The 14,485-nt window shown below is 72.2% G+C and carries 13 protein-coding genes; 6 read left to right on the top strand and 7 right to left on the bottom strand.

The window, feature by feature from the left end; translation table 11 throughout:
- Window positions 1-86: 86 nt before the first annotated feature.
- A complete protein-coding gene (locus tag ACM26Y_RS12860) occupies window positions 87-542 on the top strand; it encodes a nuclear transport factor 2 family protein (protein ID WP_416063592.1) in 456 nt (151 codons plus the stop codon).
- A 25-nt stretch (window positions 543-567) separates the two neighbouring features.
- On the opposite strand, the gene ACM26Y_RS12855 is transcribed toward ACM26Y_RS12860, so the two are convergent.
- Window positions 568-1,419: a tRNA (adenine-N1)-methyltransferase gene (locus ACM26Y_RS12855; RefSeq protein WP_054374826.1), complete on the bottom strand. Its 852-nt coding sequence runs from the start codon at window positions 1,417-1,419 to the stop codon at window positions 568-570.
- Between the two features lie 70 nt (window positions 1,420-1,489).
- Between ACM26Y_RS12855 and ACM26Y_RS12850 the strand changes: the two genes are divergently transcribed.
- The 3 genes from ACM26Y_RS12850 to ACM26Y_RS12840 all read left to right on the top strand — a co-directional run bounded on the left by ACM26Y_RS12850 (window position 1,490) and on the right by ACM26Y_RS12840 (window position 5,067).
- On the top strand, window positions 1,490-2,371 hold the full coding sequence (locus ACM26Y_RS12850) for a PD-(D/E)XK nuclease family protein (protein ID WP_416063591.1): 882 nt from the start codon (window positions 1,490-1,492) through the stop codon (window positions 2,369-2,371).
- A complete protein-coding gene (locus tag ACM26Y_RS12845; RefSeq protein WP_289381584.1) occupies window positions 2,368-3,183 on the top strand; it encodes a thioesterase family protein in 816 nt (271 codons plus the stop codon). Before ACM26Y_RS12850 ends, ACM26Y_RS12845 begins: the two co-directional genes overlap by 4 nt.
- A 93-nt stretch (window positions 3,184-3,276) precedes the next feature.
- Window positions 3,277-5,067 (top strand): lipase family protein, encoded by a 1,791-nt coding sequence (locus ACM26Y_RS12840; protein WP_416063590.1) that lies wholly within the window; start codon window positions 3,277-3,279, stop codon window positions 5,065-5,067.
- A 22-nt stretch (window positions 5,068-5,089) separates the two neighbouring features.
- On the opposite strand, the gene hisG is transcribed toward ACM26Y_RS12840, so the two are convergent.
- The 6 genes from hisG to metH form a co-directional block, all read right to left on the bottom strand.
- Entirely contained in the window at window positions 5,090-5,953 is an 864-nt protein-coding gene (gene hisG / locus ACM26Y_RS12835; protein ID WP_003937713.1) for an ATP phosphoribosyltransferase, read from the bottom strand.
- A 105-nt stretch (window positions 5,954-6,058) separates the two neighbouring features.
- Entirely contained in the window at window positions 6,059-6,322 is a 264-nt protein-coding gene (locus ACM26Y_RS12830; RefSeq protein ID WP_003937712.1) for a phosphoribosyl-ATP diphosphatase, read from the bottom strand.
- 69 nt (window positions 6,323-6,391) lie between these two features.
- On the bottom strand, window positions 6,392-7,309 hold the full coding sequence (locus tag ACM26Y_RS12825; RefSeq protein WP_416063589.1) for a pseudouridine synthase: 918 nt from the start codon (window positions 7,307-7,309) through the stop codon (window positions 6,392-6,394).
- Window positions 7,282-8,142, bottom strand: coding sequence for a rhodanese-related sulfurtransferase (locus ACM26Y_RS12820; RefSeq protein ID WP_416063588.1), 861 nt, complete (start codon window positions 8,140-8,142; stop codon window positions 7,282-7,284). Before ACM26Y_RS12820 ends, ACM26Y_RS12825 begins: the two co-directional genes overlap by 28 nt.
- Before the next feature lies 1 nt (window position 8,143).
- Window positions 8,144-8,833 carry an HAD family hydrolase gene (locus ACM26Y_RS12815; protein ID WP_054374822.1) on the bottom strand — a complete coding sequence of 230 codons (690 nt, stop codon included), beginning with the start codon at window positions 8,831-8,833 and terminating at the stop codon, window positions 8,144-8,146.
- Entirely contained in the window at window positions 8,826-12,395 is a 3,570-nt protein-coding gene (metH, locus tag ACM26Y_RS12810) for a methionine synthase (protein WP_003937708.1), read from the bottom strand. Before metH ends, ACM26Y_RS12815 begins: the two co-directional genes overlap by 8 nt.
- A 51-nt stretch (window positions 12,396-12,446) precedes the next feature.
- Between metH and ACM26Y_RS12805 the strand changes: the two genes are divergently transcribed.
- Both ACM26Y_RS12805 and ACM26Y_RS12800 read left to right on the top strand, forming a co-directional pair.
- A complete protein-coding gene (locus ACM26Y_RS12805) occupies window positions 12,447-13,340 on the top strand; it encodes a PAC2 family protein (RefSeq protein WP_054374821.1) in 894 nt (297 codons plus the stop codon).
- Window positions 13,337-14,476, top strand: a complete 1,140-nt coding sequence (locus ACM26Y_RS12800) for an MFS transporter (RefSeq protein ID WP_416063587.1) — start codon at window positions 13,337-13,339, stop codon at window positions 14,474-14,476. Before ACM26Y_RS12805 ends, ACM26Y_RS12800 begins: the two co-directional genes overlap by 4 nt.
- The last annotated feature ends 9 nt before the right edge of the window (window positions 14,477-14,485 follow it).

The raw sequence follows: 14,485 nt of genomic DNA, 5'->3' as shown, positions 1-14,485 counted from the left end.
GTCGGATTCCTCACGGCGGCGGCAACCCGCGACGCCGCGACCGATGTTAGCCTTGCCTTTCTCCCAGTCGGGTCGAAAGGACTTCCGTGACCACTCGCACCAGGTGGGCAGCTGCCGCCGTCGCCGCCACCGCCCTGACCGCGCTGCCGGCCTGCGGCACCGGCGACTCCACCGGTGCCGACAGGTCGTCCACCCCGGCCCCGTCCGCCGCGGCGTCCGCGGCCGAACTCGACGCCGTGCTGGCGACGTTCTTCGACCCGGCGGTGCCCGCGGCCGACAAGACCGCGATCGTCGAGAACGGCGCGGCACGGGCCGCGCTGCTCGAACAGTTCAACGGGATGCTCGCCGGCTACCCACTCACCGCCGACGTCGACACCGTCGCCGCTGTCGACGGCGACACGGTCACGGCGACCGCGCAGGTCACCGGCCCGCACGGCGGCGCCCCGATACCGCTGACATTCGAGCGGGCGGACGGAACCTGGCACCTGGCGGACGAGAGCACCTGCCAGATCCTGGCGATGGGGTCGCTGACCTGCCCGTGACCGAGCCCTCGGCGCCCGGCCCGGATCAGCCCTTGCTCGGCCGGCGCTGCGGCTTCGGCGTGACGGTGCCCTCGGCGAGCCGGCGGGCGCTGACCAGGAACGCGGTATGCCCCTGCATCCGGTGTTCCGGCCGCACCGCCAGACCCACCACGTGCCAGCCGCGCACCATCGACTCCCACGACCGCGGTTCCGTCCAGCAGGTCTGCTCCCGCAGCGCCTCGACCACCTTCGACAGCTGAGTCACCGTCGCCACGTACACGATCAGCACCCCACCGGGCACCAGAGCCTTCGCCACCGTCGGCAGCGCATCCCACGGGGCCAGCATGTCCAGCACCACCCGGTCGACCGGACCGTGCCGGTCCAGGTCGTAGTCCGCGACGTCCCCCACCGTCAGATCCCAGTTCTCGGGACGCTGCCCGAAGAAGGTCTCGACGTTGCGCACCGCGTGCTCGGCGTGATCCTCGCGCACCTCGTAGGAGACCACCCGGCCGGTCGGTCCCACCGCCCGCAGCAGCGAACAGGTCAGCGCGCCCGAACCGGCACCGGCCTCGAGCACCCGGGCACCGGGGAACACATCACCCTCGTGCACGATCTGCGCGGCATCCTTCGGGTAGATCACCTGCGCTCCACGCGGCATGGACAGCACATAATCGGTCAGCAGCGGCCGCAACGCCAGATACGGGGTGCCGTTCGTGGAGGTGACGACGCTGCCCTCGTCCGCGCCGAGCAGCGCATCGTGCAGGATTCCACCGCGGTGGGTGTGGAACTCCTTACCGGCCTCGAGCACCACCGTGTACTTGCGGCCCTTGGCGTCGGTGAGCTGCACCCGGTCACCGACCTCGAACGGTCCGCTGCGCCCGAGTCCACCTGCTGCCATCGCCGTATCCACCTTCGTCCGCTCCAGCGGTACCGACACCGTGTCGGTCCCGGGCCATACCCTGCCAGGTGTGAACCCGGCCGCGACCACGCCCCCCACCGACGACCGGCCCGCGGCGCCGCGGACCCCGGCGCTGTCGCCGTCCCGTGCCGCCGACTTCAAACGCTGCCCCCTGCTCTACCGGTTCCGGGCCATCGACCGCATCCCGGAGCTCCCGTCGCGAGCCCAGCTGCGCGGCAGCCTCGTCCACGCAGCCCTCGAAGCGTTGTTCACCCTGCCCGCCGCCGACCGGCTGCCCGCGCCGGCCACCGAACTGGTGGCACCGGCCTGGCAGCGGCTCGTCGAGCACGAACCCGCCCTCGCCGAGGTGATCGGCGAGGACCAGCGCGACCGGTTCCTCGCCGAGGCCCGCACCCTGCTCGCCCGCTACTTCACCCTCGAAGACCCCACCGGATTCACCCCCGAGGCGTGCGAACTGCGGGTGGAGACCGACCTGGACGACGGGCCGCGGCTGCGCGGCTTCGTCGACCGGCTCGACATCTCCCCGCAGGGCCTGCTGCGCGTGGTCGACTACAAGACCGGCCGATCCCCCCGGCCCGACGGCGAGGCGGCGGCGCTGTTCCAACTGAAGTTCTACGCCCTGGTGATGCTGCACACCCGCGGGGTGGTGCCGGCGCGGCTGCGGCTGCTGTACCTCGCGGACGGACAGGTGCTCGACTACACCCCCGACGAGGACGAGCTGCGCCGCTTCGAAACCACCGTGCGCGCCCTCTGGGTGGCCGTGCGCACCGCGACCGACGCACGCGACTTCCGGCCCAACCCGGGACCGCTGTGCCGGTGGTGCGATCATCGGGTGCGGTGCCCGGCATTCGGCGGCACCGCCCCGCCCTATCCGGACCCCCCGGACGAACACGCCGGTGCGGGGCGCACCGAGGAGGAGACGAACGAGTGAGCGACGCGGCGTACTTCGTGCCGATCGACGGCAGCAACCCCGGCGCCGACATCGAACGCTTCCAACCCACCGCGCACACCGTCAGCACGTGGGCACCGACGATGCAGCACGGCGCCCCGCCGTCGGCGCTGCTGGCCCGCGCCCTCGACCGCCACGGCCGCCGCCCCGACGCCCGACTGACCCGCATCTGCGTCGAACTGCTCGGCCCGGTGCCGCTGACCGAGATCGAGGTCCGCACCCGCATCGACCGCCCCGGCCGCAAGGTCGAACTCGTCGTCGCCGAACTGTGGGCCGCCGGCCCCGACGGCACCGCCCGGGCCGTGGCCCGCGGCACCGCCTGGCGCATGCAGACCACCGAACTGCCCGCGGTCGCCCACGCCGCCGACGCGCCGCTGCCACCCCCCGCTCGCGGCACCGTCGAACACCCCGACGCCGACTTCTGGCAGACCGGGTTCGTGCGCACCCTGGACTGGCGCACGATCACCCCCATCGGGGCGCCCGGGCCGTCGGCCGCGTGGCTGCGCACCGACGTCGCCCTCGTCGAGGGCGAATCCCCCACCCCCGTCGAGCGGCTGTTCACCGTCGCCGACGTCGCCAACGGTGTCGGGTCCAAACTCGACCCCGCCGAGTGGACATTCCTCAACACCGACCTGACCGTGCACCTGTTCCGGGAACCGACCGGCGAATGGGTCGGCATCAGCGCCGAGACCTCCACCGGCCCGGACGGGGTGGGCATGACCGCCGGCGTGCTCTACGACGAGGACGGCGCCGTCGGACGGATCGCGCAGACCGTGCAGGTCCGCCCCCGCTGACCGCGCCCGGTCGTCGACCCCGATCACCGGTCGGGCGCCCGCCGATCGTGCCACACTCGACCGGACATTTCGGTCGGCGTCAGGGAGGACGACATGCCCACGACCGGCCCCCGCCGCAGAGCCCGCGCCGCCACCGCCGCGCTGCGCGCGGCACCGTGGTGGACGTCCGTGCTCCTCGGACTCGTCTGCCTGCTGCTCGGCCTGCTCCTCACGACGAGACCGCTGACCTCACTGTCCACGCTGGGCCTGCTCATCGGGCTGGCCGCGATCACCGCCGGCACCGCCGACCTGCTCGCCGCGTACCGCTCCGGGGCGGCGGCCACCGCCACCGCACTCGCCTGGATCGGGTTCGGCATCGTCGTCCTCGCCTGGCTCGGCCGGGCCCTGGATCTGCTCGCCCCCGCCGTCGCGCTCGCCCTCGTCGTCGGCGGCGCCCTACGTCTGGTCCGCGCCGTCCGTGGCGACCTCGACGAGCGACTCACCACCGCCGTCCTCGGCGTCGCCGACATCGTCTTCGGTGTCCTCGCCTGGCGCTGGCCCGACGTCACGCTCCTCGTCGTCGCCTTCCTGTTCGGCATCCGCACCGTGTTCTTCGGCCTCGCCCGCATCGGCGACGGACTCGCCGCCCTCGGCGGCCGCACCCCCGACCCCACCGCAACGGCGCCGTGCCGCACCCCGGCCCGGTACCGGCGACCGGCCGTGGCGGTGCTCGCGCTGCTCGTGGCCGTCGCCGCGGCCGGCGTGGCGGTCCGCCTGCGCGCCGGCTCCCCCGTCGTCGACGCGTTCTACACCGCGCCGCACCAGATCCCCGATCATCCCGGCGCGCTGCTGCGCGCCGAACCGTTCACCCGCGCCGTCCCCGACGGCGCCGAGGCCTGGCGCATCCTCTACACCACCACCCGCGACGACGACCAGCCCGCCGTGGCCAGCGCCCTAGTCATGGTCGCGAAGAACACCCCGCCCGGACCGCGACCGGTGATCGCCTGGGCCCACGGAACCACCGGTTTCGCCGAACCCTGCGCGCCCACCCTCCTCGACGACCCGCTCGGCGCCGGCGCCCTGCCCGCCGAGTCCGCGCTCCTCGACCGCGGCTGGGTCCTGATGGCCACCGACTACGTCGGCCTGGGCACCGCAGGCCCGCACCCGTACCTGATCGGGCAGGGCGAAGGACGCTCGGTGCTCGACGCTGTACGCGCGGCCCACCAGCTCGACGACCTCGACCTCGCCGACGACACCGTCGTGTGGGGGCACTCGCAGGGCGGGCACGCCGCCCTGTGGGCCGGGCTGCTCGCCCCCACCTACGCCCCGGACACACCCGTCGCCGGGGTCGCCGCGATGGCCCCCGCCAGCGACACCGTCGCGCTGACCACCAGTCTCGACACCGTTCCCGGCGGCAGTGTGTTCGCCTCGTACGTCCTCGCCGCCTACACCGCGGTCTACGACGACGTCGACGGCGACACCTACATCCGGCCCGCCGCCCGCACCCTCGTGCGCGAGATGGCGACGAGGTGCCTGTCCGAACCCGCCGTCTACGTCTCGGTCCTGTCGGCACTCTCGCTCACCCGCGACCGGCCCGTGCTGCGCACCGACCCCACCACCGGCCCCCTCGGCCGTCGCCTCGCGGAGAACGTCCCCACCGGCCCGATGACCGTGCCCGTCCTGCTCGCGCAGGGCGCCACCGACCCCCTCGTCACCGCCGCCGTGCAGGACCGCTACGTCCACGACCGCTGCGCCGAGAACTGGGCCCTGGACTACCGCAGCTATCCCGGGCGGGACCACCTCGGGCTCGTCGCCGAGGACTCCCCCCTCCTAGCCGACCTGCTCACCTGGACCGAACAGCGTCTCGCCGGTACCGCCGCCCCCGGCACCTGCCCCGGGCGCTGACGCGCCGGGCGCCCGGCCGCGGCTACTCGACGCCGCGCATCGCGCGGCACGACCGGATGTCCGTCGCCAGGATCGCCCGCGCCCCGATCTCGGCGAGCCGATCCATCACCGCGTTGTGGCCCTTGCGCGGCACCATCGCCCGCACCGCCACCGACGAGTCGTCGGCCAGCGGGGAGATCGTCGGCGACTCGAGCCCCGGCGTGATCTGCACGGCCTCCGCGAGCACCGGCTTGGGGCAGTCGTAGTCGAGCATCACGTACTGCTGCGCGAACACCACACCCTCGATGCGCGCGACGAGCTGGTTGCGCGCCGAATCCCCGCGGCTCGCGCCCTCCTGCTCGATCAGCACACCCTCCGAGTCGCACAGCGACTCCCCGAAGGCCACCAGATCGTGCTGGCGCAGCGTCCGCCCGGAGCCGACGACGTCGGCAATCGCGTCGGCGACCCCGAGCTGAATAGAGATCTCCACCGCACCGTCGAGCCGGATCACCGTCGCCTCGATCCCCCGCGCCGCCAGGTCCCGGCGCACCAGGTTCGGATACGACGTGGCGATCCGCAGACCGGCCAGATCCTCGACCTTCCAGTCCCGGCCCTTGGGCGCCGCGTACCGGAACGTGGAGTACCCGAATCCCAGCGCGAGACGCTCGGTGACCGGCGCCGCCGAATCCAGCGCCAGATCCCGGCCGGTGATCCCCAGGTCGAGCTCACCGGACCCGACGTAGATGGCGATGTCCTTCGGCCGCAGGAAGAAGAACTCGACGTCGTTGACCGGATCGATGACGGTCAGATCGCGCGAGTCGGTGCGGCGCCGGTATCCGGCCTCCCGCAGGATCTCGGCGGCGGACTCGGACAACGAGCCCTTGTTCGGAACTGCGACGCGCAGCATGGACGGTCCTTTCGGCGACGGTGCGAACACCAAGGGGCGGGGAAACGTGCAGGAGGTCTCGCGGGCACGACGGCCGGCCACGGGCCACGGCCCGGCGGCGCGCCGTCACAGATGCTTGTAGACGTCCTCGAGCTTCAGCCCCCGCCCGACCATCAGCACCTGCACCCAGTACAGCAACTGCGAAATCTCCTCCGCCAGCTGTTCGTCGCTCTGGTACTCGGCGGCGATCCACACCTCACCGGCCTCCTCGATCACCTTCTTGCCCTGGGCATGGACCCCGGCGTCGAGGGCGGCGACGGTGCCGGACCCCTCGGGACGGGTGACGGCACGCTCGGACAGCTCGGCGAACAGGGAATCGAAGGTCTTCACGGGGATTCATTGTTTCACGACCGCGGCACGCTCCCGCACCCAGTGCCCCCGCCGACCCGGCCCGGACCGTCAGAACCCGAGGGTGAGGCCGCTGTCGAACCGGCGCCGCCGCCCCGTGCGCGGATCGTCGAACTCGACGGTCCGCGCCAGCAGGCGCAACGGATCGGAGAAGTCGTCCGGCGCGCGGCGCCGCAGCCGCGGATAGAAGTTGTCCCCCACGATCGGTGCCCCCAGCGAGTTCAGGTGCAGCCGCAGCTGATGGGTGCGCCCGGTCCGCGGATGCAGCCGGTACCGGGCCAGCGCGCCGCGCCGCTCCACCAGCTCGATCCACGTCTCGGAGTTGGCCTCGCCCGGTTCCTCCACGGCCGTGAGCTCCCCGTGCCGCTTCCGGATCCGGCTGCGCACCGTGCGGGGGAACTCGAGCCCGGGCCGGTAGGGGGCGATCGCCTCGTACACCTTGCGCACCCGCTGCCGCTCGAACAGCTGCTGGTACGGCCCCCGCAACTCCGGGTCGACGGTGCACAGCAGCACGCCCGCCGTCATCCGGTCCAGTCGGTGCACCGGCACCAGATCCGGCAGACCGAGGTCGCGGCGCAACCGCACCACCACCGTCTCCCGGATGTGTGCGCCCCGCGGGATCGTCGCCAGGAAATGCGGCTTGTCCACGACGACCAGTCCCTCGTCGCGGTGCAGGACCGTCACCGGGAACGGCACCGGCACCTCCGGCGGCGGCTCCCGGTAGAAGTACACGAACCGGCCCGGCTGATAACCGGTGTCCTCGGTCACCGGCCGGCCGTGCTCGTCGACGAGTTCCCCGGCCGCGGCGTGGCGCTGCCAGTCCTCACCGGGCTCGGCGCGGTGCAGGAACCCCAGGATCGTGCGGGCCGGATCGGTCACCGGCAGCCGCAGCCGGTCCGGGCCGAGACCGTCACGCACCGGCAGCGGCGGCGCGGCCACGGTCAGGGCCCGACCGGGTCCGGCACGCACGCCTCGCACACCAGGCTCAGCTCCCGGCCGTTGATCTCCGGGTGGTTGCGGTAGCGCGACGTCGGGGTCCCGCACACCGTGCAGCGCCCCAGCACCGCCGCCGCGTCCGAGAAGTCGACGTTCATCCGGCCGTCGAAGACGTACAGCGAACCCTCCCACAGCCCGTCGTCGCCGAACGTCTCGCCGTAGCGGACGATGCCGCCGTCGAGCTGATACACCTGCTCGAACCCGCGGTTGCGCATCAGCGCGGACAGCACCTCGCAGCGCACCCCGCCCGTGCAGTAGGTCACCACCGGGCGCGACTTGAGATGGTCGTAGCGGCCACTGTCGAGCACCGACACGAACTCGCGGGTGGTCGCCACGTCCGGCACCACCGCCCCACGGAACCGGCCGATCTCCGCCTCGAACGCGTTGCGTCCGTCGAAGAACACCACCTCGTCACCGCGTTCGCCGAGCAACTCGTGCAGCCCGTGCGGCGACAGCCGCACCCCGCCGCCGACCACCCCGTGCTCGTCCACCTTCACCTCGTGCGGCGCCCCGAAGGTCACGATCTCCGGCCGCACCCGCACCGACAGGCGCGGAAAGTCCCGCCCGGTCCCGTCCGACCACTTGATGTCGGCGTCGGCGAACGGCGCATACGCGCGGGTGCCCCGCACGTACCGCTTGACGTCGGCGATGTCGCCGCCGACGGTGGCGTTGATGCCGTGCTCGGAGATCAGGATGCGGCCGGTGAGCGCGTGCGACGCCGCCAGGGTGTGCTGCCACAACCGGATCGCCTCCGGATCGGCCAGCGGCGTGAACCGGTAGAACAACACGATCTTCGGGATCGCCACCTCAGCCGGCCCCCGGCCGGTGCAGCGCGTGCAGGTCCGCGACGGTCACGCCCTCCAGGCTCGCCCGGAACACCCGCCGCGGCGAGCCGGGCACGTCCGTCAACGACGGCACCACCAGCACCGTGCAGCCGGCGGCCTCCGCGGCCGCCGCCCCGGTGGGCGAGTCCTCCACCGCCAGGCACTGCGCCGGGTCGAGCCCGAGCAGCTGCGCCGCCCGCAGGTACGGCGCCGGATCCGGCTTGCCGGCCGGCACCTCGTCACCGCACACCGAATGGTCGAAGTGCTCGCGCCCCAACGTGTCCAGGGCGAACTCGCACAACGCCCGGTCGGTGTTGGTCACCAGCGCGGACCCGAGCCCGGCGGCGCGCACCGCCCCCAGCGTCCGGCGGGCCCCGGGCCGCCACGGCAGCCCCTGCGCGAACAGCTCCCCCATGCGCCCGTACAGCCACGACTTCGCCGCGACCAGGGCGTCGGGGTCCGGGACGAGATCGAGCGAGGCGAACACCGTCTGCAACGCGAACGCGCTCGACGCGCCGATCGTCGCCCGCCGGGTCTCGTCCGTCATGGGCCCGCCCAGGTGCAGCGACAACTCCCGCATCCCGATGTCCCACAACGTTTCCGATTCGAGCAGCGTGCCGTCCATGTCCCACAGGACTGCCCGCAGCGTCGACGTGGCCACCGCGCTAGACATTGAAGTACTTCGCTTCGGGGTGATGCAGGACGAACGCGTCGGTGGACTGTTCCGGATGCAGCTGCAGCTCCTCCGACAGCTCCACCCCGATCCGGTCCGGTTCGAGCAACTCGACCAGCTTGATGCGGTCCTCGAGGTTCGGGCACGCCCCGTAGCCGAACGCGAACCGCGCCCCGCGGTAGCCCAGCTTGAAGAACTCGGCCACGTCCGCCGGATCCTCCTCGGCCAGGTTGTGACCGCCGGCGAGCACCAGCTCCTCCCGGACCCGCCGGTGCCAGTACTCGGCCAGCGCCTCGGTCAGCTGCACGCCGATGCCGTGCACCTCCAGGTAGTCCCGGTAGGAGTTCGCCGCGAACAACTCGTTCGCGAAGTCCGCGATCGGCTGCCCCATCGTCACGAGCTGGAACGGCAGCACATCCACCTGCCCCTTCGCGCGCGCATCCGCCCGCGACCGCACGAAGTCGGCGATGCACAGGAACCGGCCGCGCTGCTGGCGCGGATAGGTGAACCGGTACCGCTCGGCGGCATCCGGGTGCGGCTCGGCCAGCACCACCACGTCGTCGCCCTCCGACACCGCCGGGAAGTACCCGTACACCACCGCGGCGTGCGCCAGGATGCCCTCGGTGGACAACCGGTCGAGCCAGTACCGCAGCCGCGGCCGGCCCTCGCTCTCCACCAGCTCCTCGTACGTGGGCCCGTCCCCGGTGCGCTGCCCGCGCAGCCCCCACTGCCCCAGGAACAACGCCCGCTCGTCGATCAGGCCCGCGTAGTCGGCCAGCGCCACACCCTTGACCACCCGGGTGCCCCAGAACGGCGGGGTGGGCACCTCGAGGTCGGCGACCACATCGGAACGCTCCGGCACCTCCACCGGCGTCTCGGCAGCCCTGCGTTTCTCCGCGATCCGCTTGGACCGCTCGTGCCGCGCCTTGCGCTCGGCGGCCTTCTCCTTCGCCGCGACCGCCTCCGGGCTGTCCGGGGCCGGGCCCTCGCCGCGCTTGACGGCCATGACCCGGTCCATCAGATGCAGCCCCTCGAACGCATCGCGCGCGTAGGACACCTCACCCTCGTAGATCTCGGCCAGGTCGTTCTCGACGTACGAGCGGGTCAGCGCGGCACCGCCGAGCAGCACCGGGAACCGCTCCGCCACCCCGCGGTGATTGAGCTCCTCGAGGTTCTCCTTCATCACCACGGTCGACTTCACCAGCAGCCCGGACATGCCGATCACATCGGCGTTCTTGTCCACGGCCGCGTCCAGGATCGTCGCGATCGGCTGCTTGATGCCGAGGTTGACCACCTCGTAGCCGTTGTTGCTCAAGATGATGTCGACGAGGTTCTTGCCGATGTCGTGCACGTCGCCCTTGACGGTGGCCAGCACGATCCGGCCCTTGCCCTCGTCGCCGGTGGACTCCATGTGCGGCTCGAGGTATGCCACCGCCGCCTTCATCACCTCGGCGGACTGCAGCACGAACGGCAGCTGCATCTGCCCCGAGCCGAACAGCTCCCCGACCGTCTTCATCCCCGACAGCAGCGTGTCGTTGATGATCGCCAGCGGCGGCGTCGTCTGCATCGCCTCGTCCAGGTCCGCCTCGAGCCCGTTGCGCTCGCCGTCGACGATCCGCCGCTCGAGCCGCTCGAACAGCGGCAGCGCGGCGAGCTCCTGCGCGCGGGACTCGCGCGACGACGCCGCCGACACCCCCTCGAACAGCGTCATCAGCTTCTGCAGCGGGTCGTATCCCTCGCGCCGCCGGTCGTACACCAGATCCAGCGCCGTCTCCCGCTGCTCGTCCGGGATCCGCGCCATCGGCAGGATCTTCGACGCGTGCACGATCGCCGTGTCCAGCCCCGCCTGCACACACTCGTGCAGGAACACCGAGTTCAGCACCTGCCGCGCCGCCGGGTTCAGCCCGAACGACACGTTCGAGATGCCGAGGGTGAAGTGCACCCGCGGATGCCGGCGCTTGATCTCGCGGATCGCCTCGATCGTCTCGATGGCGTCCCGGCGGACCTCCTCCTGCCCGGTGGAGATCGGGAACGTCAGGGCGTCGACGATGATGTCCTCCTCGCCGAGGCCCCAGTTGCCGGTCAGATCCGCGATCAACCGCTCGGCGATGCGCACCTTGTGCTCGGCGGTACGCGCCTGGCCCTCCTCGTCGATCGTCAACGCGACCACCGCGGCACCGTGCTCGACCACGTGCTCCATGATCCGTTCGAATCGCGAACCCGGGCCGTCGCCGTCCTCGTAGTTCACCGAGTTCACCGCGCACCGGCCCCCGAGATGCTCAAGACCGGCCCGGATCACGTCCGGCTCCGTCGAATCGATCATGATCGGCAACGTCGACGCCGTCGCCAGCCGGCTCGCCAGATCCGCCATGTCGGCGGCGCCGTCGCGGCCCACGTAGTCCACGTTCAGATCCAGCAGGTGCGCGCCGTCGCGGATCTGATCCTTCGCGATGTCCAGGCACTTCTGATGATCCCCGGCGAGCATCGCCTCCCGGAACGCCTTCGACCCGTTCGAGTTGGTGCGCTCACCGATCATCAGGATCGACGAGTCCTGCTCGAACGGCACCGCCGAGTACAGCGACGACACGCCCGGCTCCGGCCGGGGATCGCGTTCGGCGCGCTCGGTCTCGCGCACCGCCTCGGCAACCTGCCGGATGTGCTCGGGGGTGGTGCCGCAGCAGCCGCCGACCAGCGCCAGCCCGAACTCGGCGACGAACCCGCTCAGTGCCTGCGCCAGTTCCTCCGGGGTCAACGGGTACTCGGCGCCGTTCGCCCCGAGCACCGGCAGGCCCGCGTTCGGCATCACCGACACCGGGAGCCGGGCGTGCTTGGACAGATGCCGCAGGTGCTCGCTCATCTCCTCCGGGCCGGTGGCACAGTTCAGCCCGATCAGGTCGATGCCCAGTGGCTCGAGCGCCGCCAGGGCTGCCCCGATCTCGCTGCCGAGCAGCATCGTGCCGGTCGTCTCCACCGTCACGTGCGTGACGATCGGGATGCGCCGGCCGGACCGCTCCATCGCGCGGCGGCTGCCGACGATCGCGGCCTTCGCCTGCAGCAGGTCTTGGCAGGTCTCGACGAGGATGGCGTCGGCGCCGCCGTCGAGCATCCCCAGCGCGGACTCGGTGTAGGCGTCACGCAACACGGCGAACGGGGCATGACCGAGGGTGGGCAGCTTCGTGCCCGGACCCATCGAGCCCAGCACGAACCGTCCCGTACCGTCCGGGCCGGGACCCATCTCGTCGGCCACCTCCCGGGCCAGGCGGGCGCCGCGTTCGGACAGGTCCCGGATGCGATCGGCGATGTCGTAGTCGGCGAGGTTGGGCAGGTTGCAACCGAAGGTGTTGGTGGAAACGGCATCCGCTCCGGCCTCGAAGTACGCCCGGTGAATCCCCCGGATGACGTCGGGCCGGGAGTCGTTGAGAATCTCGTTGCACCCCTCGAGGCCGCGGAAGTCGTCCAGACTCAGATCCGCGGCCTGCAACATCGTGCCCATCGCCCCGTCTCCCACGACAACGCGCTGCGAGAGCGCATCGAGCAAGGCAGAGTGCAATGGGGTGGACATGCGCTCCAGACTAGTGGGCGGCCCGTCCGGCTCTCGCCGTAGGCTGGACAGGTGAGTGCAAGCGAGTTCGCCGAGACCCCGGAACCGGACGTGCCGACCCTGCGTGACCCGGTGCTGGTCGCCGCCTTCGAAGGGTGGAACGACGCCGGTGACGCGGCCAGCGGCGCCGTCGAACACCTCGAGCTCATCTGGGACGCCGAACCGTTCGCCGAACTGGACTCCGAGGACTACTACGACTACCAGGTCAACCGTCCCATGGTGCGGCTCGTCGACGGCGTCACCCGCGAGATCGAATGGCCCGCCACCCGACTGTCGGTGTGCTCACCCCCCGGCAGCGAGCGCGACGTCGTGCTGCTGCGCGGCATCGAACCCAACATGCGCTGGCGCAGCTTCTGCGACGCCATCATCGAACTCGCCGACGAGATCGGCGTGCACACCGTCGTCATCCTCGGCGCCCTGCTCGCCGACACCCCCCACACCCGGCCCGTCCCCGTCACCGGCACCGCCTACAGCACCGACGCCGCCAAACGATTCAACCTGGAAGGCTCGCGGTACGAAGGGCCCACCGGCATCGCCGGGGTCCTCCAGGACGCGTGTGTCCGCGCCGGCGTGCCCGCCGTGTCGTTCTGGGCCGCCGTCCCCCACTACGTCTCGCAACCCCCCAACCCCAAGGCCACCGTCGCGCTGCTGCGCCGCGTCGAAGACGTCCTCGACCTCGAGGTCCCGCTCGGCGAACTGCCGGTCCTCGCCGAGGAATGGGAACAGACCGTCACCGCGATGACCGAGGACGACGAGGAGATCGCCGAATACGTTCGCGCCCTCGAGGAACGCGGCGACGCCGAATCGGACATCTCCGAGGTCATCGCCAAGATCGACGGCGACGCCCTCGCCGCCGAGTTCGAACGCTACCTGCGGCGGCGAGGCCCGGGCGGCTTCACCCAGTGAGGGCGGCACGCGCCTCGCTGCCGCGTGCCGCCCTCTACGCCGGAGGATTCCTCGGCCCCTTCGGCGGCGGTGTCGTGGCGTCGATGCTGCCGGAGATCGGCGCCTCCACCGGCGTGAGCGCCGGCGCGGCCGCGAGCACCCTCACCGCCTATCTCGGGCCGTTCGCGTTGACCATGCTCGTCTCCGGCACCCTCGGGGCCCGGTGGGGACGGGTCCGCACCGTCCGCTCCGCGTACCTCGTCTACGCCCTCGCGTCGCTGGCGTCCGCGCTCGCCCCCACCCTCGGGCTGCTGCTCGCATCCCGGGCCCTGCAGGGCGTCGCCAACGCCTTCACCACCCCGCTGCTGCTCGCCGCGCTCGCCGCGCTCGTCCCGCGGGCACGACTGGGCCGCGCCCTGGGCCTGTTCGGGGCGATGCAGGCCGCCGGACAGACCTCGGCCCCGCTCGTCGGGGGGCTGGCCGCCGAGGTCGACTGGCGGTGGGCGTTCGTCGTGATCGCCGCGGCCGCCGCCGTCCTCGCCGTGATCGGCCTGCCCGAGCAGCTGACCGCGCCCACCGGGGAGGCACCGCCACGGCTGCGCGACGCGCTGCGCCCCGACGTGGTGCGCATCGGGGTCGTCGCCCTGCTCGGTTGGGGAGCCCTCGGCGGATTGAACTTCCTGCTCGCCTTCCGCGCCGAGGACGTCTTCGGCCTGACCCCCACGCAACGAGGACTGCTCCTGACCGGCTTCGGCATCGCCGGCATCCTCACCGCCCGCCGCGTCGGCACCCTCATCGACCGCATCGGCGCCACCCGCACCGTGCTGCTCGGCGCCCTCGCCGGCGCCGGTCTCGTCGTCGTCGTCGGCACCGCCGGACTGCTGTGGCTGGTCGCGGCCGCCTGGTTCGTCGCCGGGATCGCCTCCCAGTGCGTGCTCGTCGGGGTCAACGCCGCCGTCCTCGGCTCCTCGGGCCGCAACCGCGGCGGCGCCGTCTCGGTGGTGCAGGCGTTCCGGTTCTCCGGCGGCGCCGTCGCCCCGCTGGCACTGACCCCCCTCTACGCCGCAGCCCCGGTCGCGAGCTTCGTCGTGCCCGCCCTCGTGCTCGCCGTCGTCTCCCCGCTGGCGATGCCGCGCCGCGACTCCCCCTCCCGCTGACATCCTCAC

It is taken from the genome of Rhodococcus indonesiensis (assembly GCF_047782815.1).
Lineage (GTDB): Bacteria > Actinomycetota > Actinomycetes > Mycobacteriales > Mycobacteriaceae > Rhodococcus > Rhodococcus indonesiensis.
Note: the sequence above shows the minus strand (reverse complement) of the source record. Positions and strands in the feature narration are given on the sequence as shown.

What these genes read in the sequence shown, in the direction of transcription:
- ACM26Y_RS12855 (WP_054374826.1), bottom strand. Translation starts at nt 1,419, where the DNA reads ATGGCAGCAGGTGGACTCGGGCGCAGCGGACCGTTCGAGGTCGGTGAC.
- ACM26Y_RS12840 (WP_416063590.1), top strand. Translation starts at nt 3,277, where the DNA reads ATGCCCACGACCGGCCCCCGCCGCAGAGCCCGCGCCGCCACCGCCGCG.
- hisG (WP_003937713.1), bottom strand. Translation starts at nt 5,953, where the DNA reads ATGCTGCGCGTCGCAGTTCCGAACAAGGGCTCGTTGTCCGAGTCCGCC.
- ACM26Y_RS12815 (WP_054374822.1), bottom strand. Translation starts at nt 8,833, where the DNA reads ATGTCTAGCGCGGTGGCCACGTCGACGCTGCGGGCAGTCCTGTGGGAC.
- metH (WP_003937708.1), bottom strand. Translation starts at nt 12,395, where the DNA reads ATGTCCACCCCATTGCACTCTGCCTTGCTCGATGCGCTCTCGCAGCGC.